We start from the raw sequence: 16,520 nt of genomic DNA, 5'->3' as shown, positions 1-16,520 counted from the left end.
ACGTCGTCGGCATCGGCTTCACGCTCGGCTCGGAGTCCTTCGGCAACGGCGTGATCAACTCGATCGTCGCGAACAACACCACCTACACCTTCGGCCTCGACCCGTTTGCGGACAACGCAGGTAGCCCGTTTGAGGCTGAGATCAACTGGATGCAGGCGAAGGGAATCTCCACCGGGACGGCGAACGCAGACGGCACCTTCTCCTTCCTGCCGACAACTACCTTGAGCCGTCAGGCCATGGCAGCATTTCTCTACCGGGCATCAGGCAGCCCTAAGTTCGTGGCACCCGTCTTGTCTCCGTTCAACGATGTGAAGACGTCTGACGCCTTCTACCTGGAAATCGCCTGGCTTGCCGACTCGGGCATCACCGCCGGCTATGGTGACGGTGGCTTCCACCCGAGTGCGCCGGTCACCCGCCAGGCACTCGCGGCCTACCTGTACCGGGTAGCTGGCTCGCCTGCCCCGGCAGCGCCTGCCCCATTCACCGACGTAAAGGCAGACAACGAGTTTGCTGACGCGATCGCTTGGGCTTCCGAAACGGGAATCACCACCGGTTGGGAAGACAACACGTTCCGGCCGAGCCAGTCCATCACCCGCCAGGCAGTGGCTGCGTTCCTGTTCCGTGCCTTCGACGTCTAGTACCCTTGCATGACTGAGTGCGCCGGCGGCGACCCACTAGGTCACCGTCGGCGCACTCGTGTGTCATCCGCTGGTACGGTCTATGTTCACGCGCGATGTGTGACCAGAATGAAGTGAGTGTTAGTTGACTGTCCCGACCAACCTGCACGATATCGCTGGCATTGCCCGTGAGGACTTGAGGCGGACGCTGCGCGGCGCTCGTACCGTTGCCTTGGTGAATTTCCCCAACCATGGGAACCCCGGAGATCCAGCAATCTGGCTGGGATCTCGGGCCCTGTTGCGTGACCTCGGTGTACGAATCGCCTATTCGAGCGCGTGGTGGAACTTCGATCGGGTCTCACTTCGACGCGCGGTTGGCGATGCGCCGGTGCTCGTCAACGGTGGTGGCAACCTCGGGGATCTCTATGCAGGTCAACAGGGCACACGTCTTGAGATCTTGCGTTCGCTTCGAGACAACCGCATCATCCAGCTCCCTCAGAGCATCCACTTCGCCAACCCTGAGAACGCGCAAGCCATGGCACAACTGATCAGTGAGCACGGGGGGTTCGAACTCATGGTTCGCGAGCGGAAGTCGCTCAGGCTCGCCAAGGATCTCTTAGGGTTGGACGCGACATTGTCCCCCGATCACGCGCTTGCGCTGGGGAGTCTGGACGGCTCCCACGCCCCGACGCGCTCGGTGCTCTGGCTCGCGCGGCGCCCCGGAGACCCGGAATACGTGCCGTACGACGAGCCTTCAGATGCGCGTGTCACGCGGATGGAATGGCTTGAAGGAGTCAGCGACTCGGAGCGGGACTGGGACCGACGTGGACGCCTAGCCTTGAGATTCAACGGTGCAGCAAAGAACAGGCGCCTGCGCGGCCCAGAGTCGCGACTGTGGAAGACGCGAGCAGCTTACCGGGCACTGTCCATGACCTATCCGGTCCTCGCTCGGCGTTGGGTGGCACGCGGGGTCGGCATCCTGACGGATGCAGAGGTGGTTATCACCGACAAGCTTCATGGCCACATCATGTGCGTCCTGCTCGGCAAGGAGCACATCGTGCTCGATAACTCTTACGGCAAGGTCTCGGGCACGCTTGACGCGTGGACCGGGACGCTACCTGGCGTCCACCGGGCAACTGACGGGCGCGATGCAATGGAGCAGGCTGTCGCGATCCTCGAGTCACGATGAAACTCGTTGCGACCCTGCTCGTACGGGACGAGGCGGATGTTGTCCGCGCGACGATCGAACACCACCTTGGCCAAGGGGTCGAGTTGATCATCGCCATGGACAACGGTTCCGTGGATGGAACGATCGATATCCTCCGTGAATACGAGAGGGATGGTCGGCTCGAGCTCACTGTCCAGCCGGATCACGACTACCGACAGTCCGAATGGGTCACCCAGATGGCGCGCCGTGCGTCCACGGCCCACGGCGCCGACTGGGTCATCAATCTCGATGCCGATGAGTTCTGGGTGCCACGAGATCGACGACTGCGCCTGGTGGATGCGCTGGCGGCAGTCCCTGACCGTTGCGGGACCGTAGTAGCCATGCGGACCGATCTTGTGGGTCTCCCGGAACGAGGGAATCGACCCTGGACGTCGCGGCTCCGATGGCGCAACTTGCGGACGGTGAGCGAACGGGGCACGCCTCTTGCGCCGAAGTCATGTCACAGAGGTGATCCGGACGTGGTCGTGCCTCAAGGAAACCATGGTGCTCAAGGCCCATTGATAGGCCCTCCGTCGCCCGAAACTCCACTGGACATCTACCACGTGCCGTTGAGGTCGTGGGAGCAGTTTCGGCGGAAGATCGACAATGGCGGGTCGGCCTATGCGGCAAACGTTGAGTTCGGTCCTGAAGTCGGTTGGCATTGGCGTGCCGACTATGAGCGGTTGAGAGATGGCACTCTTGAGCGGACATATCGAGACAGATGTCTGTCTCGTCGATCGCTGGTCTCCGGTATCTTGAGACGTACGCTGGTCCGAGATCGTTGGCTCGAGTTCAGCCTGGCGACCCTCGTTGATCGCCTCGAAGGTGATTCAACTGTTCCATGAGCGCCGTCCGCTCATGGGGATTGTCATGGCGTGGACACTGCGCTTTTGGTGTCTCACGAATGTCGTTCGCTACGCCACCGTCACCCGCTCCGTCTCCACCAACCGCCCCAACCGCGCCGGGTCACCGTCCAACGCCACGGTCGTCTCCGGCCCGAGCACCACGACAGACCCGCCGCTCGCCCAGACGCTGAGCGCGCGAGCCAGCAGCCCAGCGACCGCCCCCGCCGCCCCCGACGTCCGCACGAGCACCCGCTCACCCGTTCCGGCCCCGCCCCCCGCGTGCTCCACGCCCCACCCGAGCAGCGCCGCATGGTCCACCTCGAGCGCCACCCCGGCCCCCGAGAGCGCGGTCGCCCCGGGATCAGCGGGCGGCACGTACCCGAGCTGGTCCCCATACGTCATGACGGCCGACGCCGCGTCGACGGCTCCGCCAGGCAGGTCGCCGTCGAAGCGGCGCGCCAGGGCAGGCAGAGACACCGCGACGAGCTCGGTCCGCGAGCGTTCGCCCGCGGGCGGCGCCCACGCGGCAGGGTGGTCGGTGAGCACAACGTCGGGCTGGCCCGCGAGGGCGGCGCCATCGCCGGCGTCGACAAGCCGCAGCTCCGCCCCCGCCCGCCACACGGCCAGCGCCCACACGAGCGTCCGCCAGTGCGGAGGCAGGTCCGTCGCCACGGAGGTGCCCGCCTCGGCGTCGAACTCCTCGACGAGCAGGTTTGTCGTCTTGTTGACCCAGTTCACCAGGACCGCGCCGGAGAGCTCGATGCGCTCTCCGTCGGTCCCGTACCAGGTCAGACGGGGTTGTCCGCCGTCGCGGGAGATCAAGGTCAGCAGCTGCGCGATCGTGGACGTCATACCAAGATCGTAGCCAGAAGCGTCAGGCGCGCGGGCGTGTCGCGAAATTCACCCGATGCGCGACGTCAAATAGCACAACTCGGCTTGACTACTAGAGATGACACGCGTGTAATTTCACATAACGGTTTGGCACCGAGCGTGCGGCGGACCTGCGCAGAGTTGCGCATGTTCGTCGGGCCGCCGGTGGTGTCGGACCGTTGCAGCGTTGAAGACACTGTTCACTGCACTTGAGGGGGCGCGCCATGTGGAATCTGCTAGATGGGGACGGGGACTTCCCTACCGACGCCCTGCGCGGTCCCGAGGCGATCGAAGTGCTCGCCCCGGTCCTCCCGCTCTTCGGCACGCCCAACGACGACTCGGTGATGGGCTGGCAGGAGCGCGCGCTGTGCGCCCAGACGGACCCCGAGGCGTTCTTCCCTGAGAAGGGCGGATCGACCCGCGAGGCCAAGAAGGTCTGCGTGAGCTGTGAGGTGCGGGTCGAGTGCCTCGACTACGCACTTGAGAACGACGAACGGTTTGGCATCTGGGGCGGTCTGTCTGAGCGTGAGCGTCGCAAGCTCAAGCGCCGCGCGATCTGAGCCTTCTCGCCTCCCGCTCGCGGCTGCCTCGCCCACCGCCACGCGCTAGATGCTGCAGTGGCGTGGGTTTCGTCGATGGGTGAGGCACTATGGACGACGGTATGACTTCTCCGGCTCCCACTCAGACGGCTCCCGCCGCTGCGGCACGCACCCTCGAAGGTGTCGTGACCGCTGTTCTTGTCACCCGTGGAACGACGGCGTACCTGGCAGCCTCTCTCGCCGCTGTGCTGGCCAGCGATCCGGCCCCCGGGCGGGTGCTTGTGGTCGATGTCTCCCCGGACTCCTCCGCCGAGATCACGCTCCCTGATCCCCACCTGGCCGGCCTGGTCACCCTCGTGCGCGCCCCCGGCGCCCGCTCCTTCGGCGCGGCCGTCGCGACGGCATTGCGCACCGTTACCCCAGCTGTCACGACCGAGTGGCTCTGGCTCTTCCACGACGACAGCGCTCCTGCCCCGGACGCGCTGAGCCACCTGCTCCGCGGGCTCGAGCACACCGCCTCCGTCGCGGTCGCGGGTGCCAAGCAGGTCCGTTGGGAGAACGCCGACGAGCTCATCGAGGTCGGATTCACCGTCTCGCGCAGCGGCCGGCGGATGACCGGCGTCGAGCAGGGGGAGATCGACCAGGGCCAGCACGACTCCCGCGACGACGTCCTCGCGGTCGGCCTGACCGGGGCGCTCGTGCGGTTGGACGTGTGGACCGAGCTGGGCGGCACCGACTCAACCTACGGGGTCTTCGGCGACGGGCTCGACCTGTGCCGGCGGGCCCGCCTCGCCGGCCACCGGGTGATCGTGGTGCCCTCCGCCGTCGTGCGCCACGCCCAGGTGACGCTCAGCGGCGCCGAGCGCGACGAGACCTTCGGTGCGCGGCTGCGCTCGCAGCTGTACTTCCTGGCGACCGGGGTGAGTGGCTGGCTGTTGCCCTTCTTCTTCGTGGCGACCGTGCTCGCCGCACCGGTGCGCGCGCTCTACCGGATCACCATGAAGGTTCCCCGCCACGCCCTCGACGAGCTGTGGGCGCCGCTCTGGCTGCTCGCCCGGGCGCCCCGGGTGCTCAGCGCCCGGCTCGCCGCCGCGCGGACCTCCGCGGCCAGGCGCGGCCTGCTCATCCCTCTCATGGCCACGACCCGTGACGTGCTCGACTCCCACCAGGACCGACGCCTGGCCCACGCGGCACGGCGCAAGGCCGCCAGCGCCCCGCACGAGCTTGACCTCGCCGAGATCCGGGCGACCGCGCAGCGGCGCCGGTTGACCGCCCTCGGGGTCGCCGCGGTCGCCGTCGCGGCCACGATCGTCGCCCTGCGACCGCTGGTGGCCACGCTGACCGACGGCTCACGGATCATCGGCGGCGCGATGCTGCCCGCCGGTGGCGGCTTCTCCGACCTGTGGCAGGCCGTCTCGGGGGGCTGGATCCGCGACGGGCTCGGCGCCTCGGCGCCTGCGGACCCCCTGCTCACAGCCCTCCTGCCGGCCACCGTGCTCGCCGGCGGTGACGTCCAGCTCGCCGTCAACGCGATCGTCGTCGGCGCGCTTGTGCTCGCTGGCCTCGGCGCGTGGTTCGCGGCCGGCGCGGCAACCCGGTCGCTCACGCTGCGGTTCTGGGCGGCGCTCATGTGGTTCGCGGCGCCGCCGCTGCTGCTCGGCGTCGGCCAGGGGCGCCTCGGCGCGATCCTCGCGCACGCCGCGCTGCCCTGGTTTGCGCTCGCCCTGGCCCGCACGCTCGGTGTGCAGCGCGGGGACACCTGGGGAGTGCTGCGCCTGCGCTCGGCCGAGCGCGCCGACCAGCGGCTGCGCGAACGCGCCGCGCAGGTGGCCGACGCCGTCGAGCCGGACGCCAACGAGCCTGACGCCAACGAGCCCGACGCCGTCGAGCCCATTGCCACCGAGCCGGGCGCGGACGCGCCGAGTCCGACGAAGTCGCCCGCGGCCCCCCGCACCGCGCCCGGCACCCCCTCCATCGCGGCCCTGGGCGCGGCCGCGCTCGCCTTCGCGGTCGTCGTTGCCGGCGCCCCTGTCCTGCTGCTGCCGGGGATCTTGACCCTCGTGGTGGTGGCCATCGGCGCACCGGGCCACCGCCGCTACCTCACGCTCATCCCGCTGCCCGCCCTCGCGATCGCCGGCCCGCTCCTGCTCCGGGCTGGCGTGACCTGGTCGACCGGCGGCTGGCGGATCCTGCTCGGCGACCCGGGCCTGCCGCTCGCCTCCTCCGGCGCTACGCCCTGGCGTCAGCTGCTCGCGCTGCCCGTCGACCCGAGCGCCTGGTTCACCGCCGACGGCGCGTGGGGCCTCGTGGGGACCTACGCGCCCTACGCCTATGGCGTGGTCCTCGTGGCTGCGGCGCTCTTCGGCCTGCTGCGCCACGGCGGCCGGGGCCGCGCCGCGTGCGTGGGCTGGGGTGTCGCCGCGATCGGCTTGGCCACGGCGCTCGTGTCGGCGGCCACCGTGGTTGCTGCGGGGACGTCTGCGCCGGTCACCGGGTGGGCTGGCGCGGGCCTCTCGCTGCTTGTCCTGGGTCTGGGGGCCTCCGCGATCTTGGGCCTGGACGGCCTCGCGACCAAGACGCTCACGCACACCTTCGGCTGGCGCCAGATGGTCCTCGCCGTCGCCGCCGTCCTGGTCACGGCCGTGCCGCTGGCCGGCCTGGTCGCCTGGTCCGCGCAGGCCACCGGCGACGACTCCCCGATCGCGCTGCGCGCCCTCGACCGGGCGATCGTGCCCGCGGTCGGTCAGCAGATGCAGTCCTCGGGCCGCCAGGCACGAGTGCTCGTCCTCGAGGCCCGCCCCGACGGCTCGGTCGCCTACCAGCTCCTGCACGACGACGGCCCACAGCTCACCGACTCCTCGGTCGTCGTGAACGTGGCCGGCTTGGCCGGGCGGACCGACGACACGGCCGAGCTCGTCGCCCGGGTGTCGACGGGCACGGACGCCGGTCAGGCACAGGACCTGGCCGAGCTCGGCATCGGCGCGGTCCTGGTGCCACCCTCCACTGACCTCTCCCGCGCCCAGCTGGTCAGCCGGATCGACACGGTCCCCGGCGTCGCGCGGATCACCGAGAACGAGTCCGGGACCATCTGGCGGGTGACCCCCGACGACTCCCTCGAGCCCCTCGACCAACCCGCCTGGGCACGGATCTACGCCCCCGGAACCGACGGCGGGCGTCAGGTGGAGGCCTCGGTCGAGGCCGGCAACCTCTCGATCGACTCAGACATCGCCCCCGGCGCGGCCGATCGGGTGCTTGTCCTCGCGGAGAATGCCGCACCCGGGTGGCGCGCCGAGCTCGACGGCGCGCCGCTGCGCGCCGTCTCCGGCGACGAGCGCCAGACCTTTGCCCTCGGGTCCGACGGCGGCCACCTGACCGTCAGCTATGAACGAGCCAGCCGCATGCCGTGGCTCGTCCTCCAAGGAGTCGTGGTCGTCGTGTTCTTCCTGCTCGCCCTGCCGGTGCGCCGCCGCCGAGGCCTGCGATGAGCGCCCGCCGGGTGCTCTCCGCGGTGACCGTCGTCGCGGTGATCGCCGCGCTGGCCGGCTACGGGACGGACCTCTTCGGGGCCGGCGCGCATGCCGATGTCTCGGGGGAGTCCGTCGCCCTGACCGCGCGGGGGACCACCCTGGTGTGCCCCGCCCCGGTCGCGCTCGCCGGCGAGATCCTGGGCGCGGGCGCCGACGGCGCCGGGGGGCCAGGGGACACGGATCTGGGCGCATCGGGGGACGAGGCATTTGGCTCGTCGCCGGTCGCGCCGCGCAGCACCCTGCAGGTCTCGCTCTTCGGGGCGCAGACCTCGAGCATGCTCGAGCCCTTCGGCTTCGCGGCGGCCGACGACGCAGCAGCCAGCGGCGCGGCTGCCGACGACGCGGCGGCCAGTGGCGCGGCTGCCTCGGGTGGCGACGGTACGGCGTCGGGCATCACCTCGGTGCAGGGTGGCGACCCGAGCGCCCAGCTGAGCCTGACCGGCGTCGAATCCGCGATGATCGTGCGCAGCGTGGCCTCGGCTGCCCGCGACGCCGACGCATACTCGGCCCTGGCCTCGGTGACCTCGGCCGGCGACCTGCGTGGCCTGGCCGCGGCCGCGTGCCAGGACCCGGGCATCACGCAGTGGCTCGTGGGCGGGGGGACCGAGCTCGGGACCACGACCGAGCTGGTGCTGTCCAACCCGAGCCGGACCCCAGCCACGGTCACCCTCGACCTGTGGGGCGCGGGCGGTGAGCTGGTGCTCGCCGGTCCCTCGACCTACCTGGTGCCCCCGGGCGGGCAGGTGACCACGCTCCTGGGCGGGCTCGCCGCCGAGCAGAACCGGCTGGTGGCCCGCGTGAGCTCGAGCGGCGCGCTCGTGACGGCATATCTGCAACACACGGTCCTGGACGGGCTGACCCCGCTCGGGGTCGACTACGTCGTCGCCGGGGACTCACCCGCGACCGCGCAGGTGCTTACCGGCGTGACGGTGGAGGCCTCCGAGGTGACCGACGCCGACGTCGCGACCCTGCGGGTGCTCGCCCCCGAGGCGAACGGGACAGCGACCGTCCGGGTGCTGGGCGCCGACGGGCAGCAGGTGCTGCGCGGCGCCTCGACGATCGATCTGGTGGCCGGCGCGGTCAGCGACGTGAGCCTGGCCGGGCTGCCGGCCGGGACGTACACGGTTGTTGTGCAGGCCGACACGGACGTCGTGGCCGGCGCGGAGATGACCCGGACGGGCAAGGCGGACCCCAAGCAGGCTCTCATCGGCACGCCCAAGGACCGCGCCTGGGTGGCCGCGCGGCACGACACGTCCGGAGCCGGGGTCGCCGCGATCCCGGCCGGGACCCGGGCGCTCGTGGTGCTCACCGCGCTGCCGGTCTCCCTTGACGGGGGCGATGACGTCGCGGCGGACGTGCCGATCGTCTACGCCTCGGTGGCTGGCTCGGTGGACTCGGCTGGCTCGGCGGACTCGGCGGACGACTCGGTCGCGGCGGACGCGGGTGCGGCTGCGGGTGCGTCTGCCGACCCGCTTGCTGCCGACTGGACGCCGGCGCCGCGTGGTGAGCTGCGGGCCTATGGCGCCGACGGCGCGCTCGTGGGCAGGAAGGCGATCAGCCTCGCGCGGGGGCAGACGGTTGTCGTCGACCCGCTGACCGTGAGCGGGGGAGCGGCGGTGAGCTCGATCTCGGTGGTTGCCGAGGGCGCGGCGGACGGGGGGCTGACGCTGGACTGGTCGGTTCTGCTCTCCGCCCCCGAGGTCTCCGGCTCGGTCGCGATCGTGCTCCCGACGTCGCCCACGGTGACCAGCGGGTCGTTGACCGTGCGCCGGTCCGCGACAGTAGGCCTGCCGCTCGACTGACCGTTCGCCCCGGTGCACGTGCGCCCCCGGTGCACGTGCGCCCGGCCTTCGCCGAACTCGTGAGCCGTTCGCCGAACTCGTGAGCCACGGCCGTTTCGCCAGCGGATCCACCGGTAGCTCACGAGTTGGGCGAGCCGTTCACGAGTTGGGCGAGCGGGGTCGCCCGAGCCGTTCACGAGTTGGGCGAGCGGGGTCAGCCCAGGTCGCGGAAGTGGGGGTCGATCTCTTCGGGGGAGCGCGCCAGGAGGTGCGCCACCTGCTCCACGACGACGTCGCGCACGAGCTCGACGAGGTCGCCCGGATCCACCGCGCGGCTCTCGACGGGGCGACGGTAGATGAGCACCCGGCCCGGCTGCCCGGCCTCGGCGGGGAAGTAGCGGCCCATCGGCACGCCCCCGTGCTCCCACGGCGCCGGGTCGGACGGCGGGACGTCCTCGACCGCGAACTCGGTGCCGTTGAGCTCTGCGCCCCACGTCGCCTCGAGGCGTTGCACGGTGACCAGGACGCATTCGTCGAACTTCTCCGCCCGGGTACGGTGCGCCGGGACCGTGTCGGGGAGGACGGGACCGCGCAGGCCGCGTCCGCGGCGGTCGCGGCGGCTGCGCCGCGCAGGGAGGGGAGACTGGCTCATCCCCGTCACTCTAGTCGGCGCCCTGGTCGGCGCTCTAGTCGGCGTGGGAACGCCTTGGGCGTGGCCCGAGGCGGTACCGTATGCCCTGTGATCCCAGTACGCCAATGCTCCCGAACCGCCTGCGCGCGTGCGTCCGTGGCAACCCTGACCTACGTGTACTCGGACTCGACCGCGGTCCTCGGCCCGCTGGCCGTCAACGCCGAACCCCACAGCTACGACCTGTGCGGGCTGCATTCCGAGCGCACCACGGCCCCTCGCGGCTGGGAGATCGTCCGGTTGACGCCCGCCTTCGTCGACCTGGGACCGACCCCCGACGACATCTCCGCTCTGGCCGACGCAGTCCGCGAGGCCGGGCGCCCCAAGCACCTGGCCGAGCCAGAGCCCGTCCAGAACGGCGAGATCGGGCGGCGCGGTCACCTGCGAGTTCTTCGAGGAGAAGGCTGACAGGGCATGGTCGAGTCCGTCGCGTCTCCCGGTCCTGATCTGCCCGCCAAGATTGTCCGACGACGTCGCAAGACCGTTGCGCCCGACCTCCCGTTGGGCTCGTTGAGCCAGCCCCAGGGCGCCATCGTCGGCCCGCTGACCTGCACGGACTGCGCCTCGTCGTCGTTGACGCGGCTCGTGGTGGCGAACCCGTTGGGAGTCCCCGCGGTCTTCGTCTCGTGCCACGACTGCGAGCGGTCCGGCTGGTACGCGGTCGACGGCGGCCACGAGGTGACCCGGGATGCGGTCGTCACGGAGGCGGGTGCCACGTCCCGTGGCGATGCGGAGCCGGTTGATGCAGAGCCGGTTGTCACACCAGAGACGTAGGCTTTCATCATGTCGATCACGGAACCGCCCGGGCTTTCGCGCCCCGCAGACCTCTCGGGGCTGTTCGCGTCCCAGGACGTCCGCGGCGTGGTTCCCGACCCCTTGAGCGCACAGGTTGCCGAAGCTCTCGGCGCGGCGTTTGCGACCGTCGTCGTCATCCCGGAGTCGGGCGACGACGCCACACCCGCTTCGCCCGAGGCGCCAGCGACCGGGACGTTGACCTGTCCAGTCGTCGTCCTCGGGCGTGACATGCGTGCGTCCGGACCCGACCTGTCCGCGGCCTTCGCCCGTGGGCTCATGGCGGCCGGCGTCGACGTCGTGGACATCGGGCTCTGTTCGGCGGACACCCTGTCCTACGCCTCGGGCACGCTCGAGGCCCCGGCCGCCATGGTCACCGCGAATGACGACCCGGCCGAGTACAACGGCCTCACGCTGTGCCGCGCGGGCGCCCGCCCGGTCCGGGTCGGCACGGGTCTCGACCAGGTGCGCGAGCTCGCCGAGCAGTACCTCACTCACGGTCTGCCGGGGCAAGCCACCCAGCTGGGCCAGATCACCCACCGGGACCTGCTCGCCGACTACGCCGCCTTCCTGCGCAGCCTGGTCGACGTGTCCGGGATCCGCCGGCTCAAGGTTGTCGTCGACGCCGGGAACGGCATGGCCGGGCTCACCGCGCCGGCGGTGCTGGGGACCGCGGCCGGTCTGGCGGAGCTGCCGATCGACCTCGTGCCGCTGTACTTCGAGCTCGACGCGGCCGTCGCCCGCCACGAGGCGTACCCGGCAGAGCCGGAGAACCTGACGGACCTGCAGGCCGCGGTCGTCGCCCACGGCGCGGATGTCGGGTTGGCCTTCGACGGGGACGGCGACCGCTGCATCGTCCTGGACGAGAACGGCGCGGTGGTCAGCCCGTCGGCGATCATCGCGCTGGTCGGGCTGCGCGAGGTCGTCCGCGACCAGAGGGACGGGCGCCGGCCCACGGTCGTCCACAACCTCGTGACCTCCGCCGCGGTGCCCGACCTCATGACCGCAGCCGGCGCCGACGTCGTGCGTACGCGGGTGGGGCACTCCTCCATCACGACCCAGATGGCCGCGCGCGACGCGGTCTTCGGCGGTGAGCACGACGCGCACTACTACTTCCGTGACTTCTTCTTCGCCGACTCGGGCATGCTCGCGGCACTGCACGTGCTGGCCGCCCTCGGCGAGCAACCGCACCCGCTCTCGGCCCTCGCCGAGGTCTACGAGCCATACTCCTCGAGCGGGGAGATCAGCTCGCCGATCGCCGACGCAGCCGACGCCCGCGCCCGCGTGGTCGACGCCTACGTGACCCGGCAGGGGGCCGGACCAGTCACCGTCGACGAGCTTGACGGCCTCACGGTCTCCCACTGGGAGGACCACCCGCAGTGGTGGTTCAACCTCCGCGCCGCGGGCGCCGAGCCGGTGCTCAGGCTCAACGTCGAGGCGGCCGACGAGGACATCATGATCAAGGTGCGCGACGACGTGCTCGCGCTCGTGCGCGACGTCGCGTCCCCCACAGCTTCCACCTCTTCCACTACATCCAGCTCCGCAGAAGGCGAGACACACTCATGAGCCAGCGCACGTCGTCGGGCAGCACCCCAGGCAGTGACACGGTGACGTTCCCCCTGGACCCGTGGGTCCGCGAGATCCTGCGATGCCCGGTGAGCGGGGCGACGCTCGTGGACGGCGTCGGGCCGAACGGGCAGGCCGAGCTGCACTCGACCGCCGAGCTCAACCCGCTCGCCTACCCGGTGCGGGACGGTATCCCGGTGCTGCTCGTCGACGACGCGCGCCGGCTCTGACGGCGGGGCGCGGACTCTGACGGCGGGGCGCGGGCTCTGACGGCGGGGCGCGGCGGCTCGCTGGGCTGTGACCGGCTGCGGCGTGGGCGGGCCAGCTCCGGCGAGGGTGGGCGTCCGCGTGTAGTCTGACGCGGCGGATCCACCGACCGCGCTCGTTCTCATACGACCTGGAGCACCATGTCTTCGCACGGCGGATCCAAAGCGATCATCGCGGCGCTCGCCGCGAACCTCGGCATCGCCGTGACGAAGTTCGTGGCCTACCTGCTCACGCACTCGTCGTCCATGCTCGCTGAGTCCGTGCACTCCCTCGCCGACTCCGGGAACCAGGCGCTCCTGCTGGTCGGCGGCAAGCGAGCCCGCCGCGAGGCGGACGAGGAGCACCCCTTCGGCTACGGGCGCGAGCGCTATGTCTACGCCTTCATCGTCTCGATCGTGCTGTTCAGCCTCGGTGGTCTGTTCGCGTTGTACGAGGCGTTCCACAAGTTTCAGGACCCGCACCCGATCGACTCGTGGAAGTGGGTTCCGGTCGTCGTGCTGATTGCGGCCGTCGCGATGGAGGGCTACTCCTTCCGGACGGCGATCCACGAGTCCAACGTGACCCGCGGCAAGCAGACGTGGGTGCAGTTCGTCCGCACGGCCAAGGCTCCCGAGCTGCCCGTCGTGCTGCTCGAGGACTTCGGTGCGCTCATCGGCCTGGTCCTCGCCCTGTGTGGCGTGGGCCTGACCCTGATCACCGGTGACGGGCGCTGGGACGCTGCAGGCACGGCGTGCATCGGCGTGCTGCTCGTGCTCATCGCGATCGTCCTGGCGCTCGAGACGAAGTCGCTGCTGCTGGGGGAGTCGGCCACGAAGGCCGACGTCGAGGCGATCGAGGCCGCGCTGGTGGGTCCCGGGGTTCCGTCGGTCATCCACATCAAGACGCTTCACCTGGGCCCCGAGGAACTCCTCGTGGCCGCGAAGATCGAGGTCGACGTGCGCAGCAACGCTGCTGAGATCGCGGACGCGATCGACGCAGCCGAGGCTCGCGTGCGCGCAGTTGTGCCGATCGCCAAGCGGATCTACCTGGAGCCGGATCTGCGGGACTGACGCTTCGCCTGCGTCGTGGCTGTTGGGCTCCCGCCCGCGCTCCCTCCCTCCGGGCAGGAGGCTGGCTTCACTTCACCCCCGCTGTCTCTCTGGCCGTCGACCTCCTCGCCGGTTTGTCGGTGGCGACGGCTAGGGTTGGGGTAGCGGTCGGGAGGCCCGACATTCCGCGGTTCTGTGCCGGCTTCTGGAGTGTGGACGTGGGAGTCGGACGGTTTGTCAGACGCCCGGTCTAGGGTTGGATCATCTGGTGGGAGCCCCGCATTCTCCGGGGACATGGCAGTTTCTGTAGCAGTCGACGACGGCGTCGGGTGGTGGTCATGGTGGGTGCGGCGAGGACGGTTCAGCCCGGGCTGGCGCTGTTCGGCGCAACTGAAGGCGTGAGCACCGACATGGATCGTCCCGCGACTTCCGCGGTGACGCTGACTTCGATGCCGGCCTCGTCGGCGAGCATGCCATCAGCTCCTATGGCTGCAACGGCTGCGTCGTCACCGTCAGCGCCGTCACCCTCAGCTGCGCCACGGTCAGTTGCGTCACCATCGGCCACAGCTCCGGCCGCATCCCACTCCTCGTCCCCGTCAGTGTCCTCGGGTTCGGCCGCGGGCAGTGCGTTGGGTGTGCAGCCCGTGGCGGTTGCCTCACGGGTGCGGTGTACGCGGATCGTGGAACTGGACCGGTCGATCGCGGCGTTGACCGCCGAACGGGCCTCCCTGCTGGTCGCCGAGCGAGACTGCGGGGAGTGGAGGAAGGCGGGGTTCGCCTCCTTCGAGGCTTGGCGCGGGCAGATGTCGGGGGAGGGCGTGAAGTCTGCACGGACGCAGGTGACGGTGGCGAAGGTGCTGGAGGAGTCGCCGGAGGTGACCGAGGCGGTGGTTCGGGGTGAGGTGACGGTCTCTCACGTGGAGGTCCTGGGCAGAGTCCAAGCCCGAGCCGAACGAGGTGGAGCGGCGGGGTTGACGCCTGCGGAGAACGTAGAGCTGGTGGATCTGGCCCGCCGTGAAGATGCGGATACCTTCGCCAAGACCGCTGACCGGTGGTGGGCACGCCGGGACAGTGTTGCTCACGATGCTTCCCATGAGCAGATTCGTCGGCGCCGGTTCCTCTCGATCAGTCACACCCCGCAGGGCACGCACATCAAGGGGTTCTTGGACCCTGTGGCTGGGCAGCAGTTCCAGGTCGCGATCGACGCGGGGATTGCCCGCCCCGCCGACGGCGATGATCGTGACTACCAGCAGCGTACGGCCGACGCCCTCGGCGTCGTTTGTGAGGCCGCCGTCAACGGCGGGAGTCTCAAGACCGGGGCGCTGGTGCGTCCGCATGTTTCGATCATCATGACCGAGCAGACCTTCACCCAGTCCCGACGTGAGTTCCGCCGCCGCGCGGCAGTCGCCGAAGCCGCCGCTCGTGCTGCTGCAGGTGACGCAGCCGGTGCCGGTGCGACCGCGAGTACTGCTGACGGCGCAGGTGCCGCCGGGGGTGAGGCTGCGTACCTGGCCGCGCCCGGTCCGGTGGAGCCGGCGACCTTCGAGGACGGAACGCCCGTCCCGCTCACCGAGCTGGCCCAGATATTGTGCGACTCAGACTTGACCAGGATCGTCATTAACGCCGACGACGTCCCAGTGAACCTCGGCCGGACGCAGCGGCTGTACTCCCGCGAACAGCGCCGGGCGATCATCGCCCGCGACCGCGGCTGCCAGTTCCGCGGCTGCAGCATCCGCGCCTCCTGGTGCCAGGTCCACCACATCGACTGGTGGGACCGCGACAACGGCGAGACATCCATCAACAACGGGATCCTGCTGTGCTCTTTTCATCACCACGAGGTCCACAGCTTCAACCTCACGATCGACCGCCTGCCCGACGGCAGCCGTAGCGTCCGGGTCATCCGCGCCCGCGGCGGCGGCGGTAGCAGCGGAACTGTGAGCAGCAATTTCGGTGGCAGCAGCGGAAGCGTGAGCAGCGACTTCGGTGGCAGCAGCGTAGTTGGCGGCAACGGACTTGGTGCTGACGCTCGGAGCGGGAACCGGAGCGGGAACCGGAGCGGGAACCGGGGCAGGAGCGCGAGCCTGAATGGGCCCACGTCGGAATGCCGGGTGTCGGGAGGCGCCGGATGGGTGATCGCAGCGCCACGCACGCCTGGCCCAGTCGATCCGCCCCCTGCGGTGAGCAAATCGGATACGGTTCGCCGGCTCCGCACGATCCATCCCGATGCGATCCATGTGGATGAGATTGAGCCCGATGAGGTCGAGCCCGATGAGGTCGAGCCAGATGAGATTGAGCCAGATGAGGTCGAGCCAGATGAGGTCGAGCCCGACGAGGTCGAGCCAGATGCGATCGAACCCCATACGATCCAGCTCCGAGACGACACGGATCGACGCCGACTGGAGATCGGGAGTCGTCAGCTGGATCTCACTGCATCATCTGGCTTTGGAGGGATGAATGACTGTGCTCGGCCGAGGCCGGATAGGTCCAGGAGACCAGACTCGGACTGTGAACAGGTGAGAACTGGCAGGCCAGCACGGGCGCCGCCTGCGAGACTGCAGCATCGAAGTCGCCGAGCCGGCAAGCTGGCGACCGAGGGCCACGTCTGATGTGATGGCCCAGAGTGCCTCCGCGTTCACGCACTGGAGTGGAAAACCGCCATGATCGCCTCGGCGGATGGCAGACACGGATAGCTCGTGATGCTGACTCAGCGGGTCACGGAGCCGCGAGGAACAGTCGAATGCCCCTCGATCGACATGCGCACGAGTGCAGCAGATCGACCGAGGGGCATTTGTT

At 70.0% G+C, this 16,520-nt stretch carries 14 protein-coding genes; 12 read left to right on the top strand and 2 right to left on the bottom strand.

All coding sequences use genetic code 11. The annotated features are described in order from the left end of the window. The 3 genes from BLQ50_RS16205 to BLQ50_RS16195 form a co-directional block, all read left to right on the top strand. Positions 1–638: S-layer homology domain-containing protein (locus tag BLQ50_RS16205; protein ID WP_139185859.1), on the top strand; the 638-nt coding region annotated here is incomplete at its 5' end. 124 nt (positions 639–762) lie between these two features. Continuing rightward, the gene (locus BLQ50_RS16200; protein ID WP_093185911.1) at positions 763–1,806 is read left to right on the top strand and encodes a polysaccharide pyruvyl transferase family protein; all 1,044 of its coding nucleotides are present in this window, start codon (positions 763–765) and stop codon (positions 1,804–1,806) included. After that, the gene (locus BLQ50_RS16195) at positions 1,803–2,669 is read left to right on the top strand and encodes a glycosyltransferase family 2 protein (protein ID WP_093185908.1); all 867 of its coding nucleotides are present in this window, start codon (positions 1,803–1,805) and stop codon (positions 2,667–2,669) included. Before BLQ50_RS16200 ends, BLQ50_RS16195 begins: the two co-directional genes overlap by 4 nt. A 69-nt stretch (positions 2,670–2,738) precedes the next feature. Here the strand turns inward: BLQ50_RS16195 and BLQ50_RS16190 are convergent, their stop codons facing one another. After that, the gene (locus BLQ50_RS16190) at positions 2,739–3,521 is read right to left on the bottom strand and encodes a TIGR03089 family protein (RefSeq protein WP_093185905.1); all 783 of its coding nucleotides are present in this window, start codon (positions 3,519–3,521) and stop codon (positions 2,739–2,741) included. A 242-nt stretch (positions 3,522–3,763) separates the two neighbouring features. Between BLQ50_RS16190 and BLQ50_RS19235 the strand changes: the two genes are divergently transcribed. The 3 genes from BLQ50_RS19235 (at position 3,764) to BLQ50_RS16175 (ending at position 9,407) form a co-directional block, all read left to right on the top strand. Next, the gene (locus BLQ50_RS19235) at positions 3,764–4,099 is read left to right on the top strand and encodes a WhiB family transcriptional regulator (RefSeq protein WP_093185903.1); all 336 of its coding nucleotides are present in this window, start codon (positions 3,764–3,766) and stop codon (positions 4,097–4,099) included. Positions 4,100–4,200: 101 nt separating this feature from the next. Beyond that, a complete protein-coding gene (locus BLQ50_RS16180; RefSeq protein ID WP_175559168.1) occupies positions 4,201–7,563 on the top strand; it encodes a glycosyltransferase family 2 protein in 3,363 nt (1,120 codons plus the stop codon). Beyond that, positions 7,560–9,407, top strand: coding sequence for a DUF5719 family protein (locus BLQ50_RS16175; protein ID WP_139185858.1), 1,848 nt, complete (start codon positions 7,560–7,562; stop codon positions 9,405–9,407). Before BLQ50_RS16180 ends, BLQ50_RS16175 begins: the two co-directional genes overlap by 4 nt. Before the next feature lie 193 nt (positions 9,408–9,600). On the opposite strand, the gene BLQ50_RS16170 is transcribed toward BLQ50_RS16175, so the two are convergent. Next, complete coding sequence (locus BLQ50_RS16170) at positions 9,601–10,038, bottom strand: metallopeptidase family protein (RefSeq protein ID WP_093185895.1); 438 nt, start codon at positions 10,036–10,038, stop codon at positions 9,601–9,603. 87 nt (positions 10,039–10,125) lie between these two features. On the opposite strand from BLQ50_RS16170, the gene BLQ50_RS16165 reads away from it, so the two are divergent. The 6 genes from BLQ50_RS16165 (at position 10,126) to BLQ50_RS16140 (ending at position 16,333) form a co-directional block, all read left to right on the top strand. Continuing rightward, complete coding sequence (locus BLQ50_RS16165; protein ID WP_093185893.1) at positions 10,126–10,482, top strand: DUF3499 domain-containing protein; 357 nt, start codon at positions 10,126–10,128, stop codon at positions 10,480–10,482. A 6-nt stretch (positions 10,483–10,488) separates the two neighbouring features. After that, positions 10,489–10,848: a hypothetical protein gene (locus BLQ50_RS16160; RefSeq protein ID WP_175559167.1), complete on the top strand. Its 360-nt coding sequence runs from the start codon at positions 10,489–10,491 to the stop codon at positions 10,846–10,848. A 9-nt stretch (positions 10,849–10,857) separates the two neighbouring features. Beyond that, positions 10,858–12,432 carry a phosphohexomutase domain-containing protein gene (locus BLQ50_RS16155; protein ID WP_093185890.1) on the top strand — a complete coding sequence of 525 codons (1,575 nt, stop codon included), beginning with the start codon at positions 10,858–10,860 and terminating at the stop codon, positions 12,430–12,432. Further along, positions 12,429–12,662: a Trm112 family protein gene (locus tag BLQ50_RS16150; protein WP_093185888.1), complete on the top strand. Its 234-nt coding sequence runs from the start codon at positions 12,429–12,431 to the stop codon at positions 12,660–12,662. Before BLQ50_RS16155 ends, BLQ50_RS16150 begins: the two co-directional genes overlap by 4 nt. A gap of 177 nt (positions 12,663–12,839) precedes the next feature. After that, positions 12,840–13,748, top strand: a complete 909-nt coding sequence (locus tag BLQ50_RS16145; RefSeq protein ID WP_093185885.1) for a cation diffusion facilitator family transporter — start codon at positions 12,840–12,842, stop codon at positions 13,746–13,748. Positions 13,749–14,371: 623 nt separating this feature from the next. Further along, on the top strand, positions 14,372–16,333 hold the full coding sequence (locus tag BLQ50_RS16140; protein ID WP_175559166.1) for an HNH endonuclease signature motif containing protein: 1,962 nt from the start codon (positions 14,372–14,374) through the stop codon (positions 16,331–16,333). Positions 16,334–16,520 lie beyond the last annotated feature (187 nt).

Origin of the sequence: Sanguibacter gelidistatuariae, from assembly GCF_900096585.1 — a bacterium.
Classification (GTDB): Bacteria; Actinomycetota; Actinomycetes; order Actinomycetales; family Cellulomonadaceae; genus Sanguibacter; species Sanguibacter gelidistatuariae.
The sequence above is the reverse complement of the archived record's forward strand: the minus strand, read 5'-3'. Positions and strand labels throughout refer to the sequence as shown.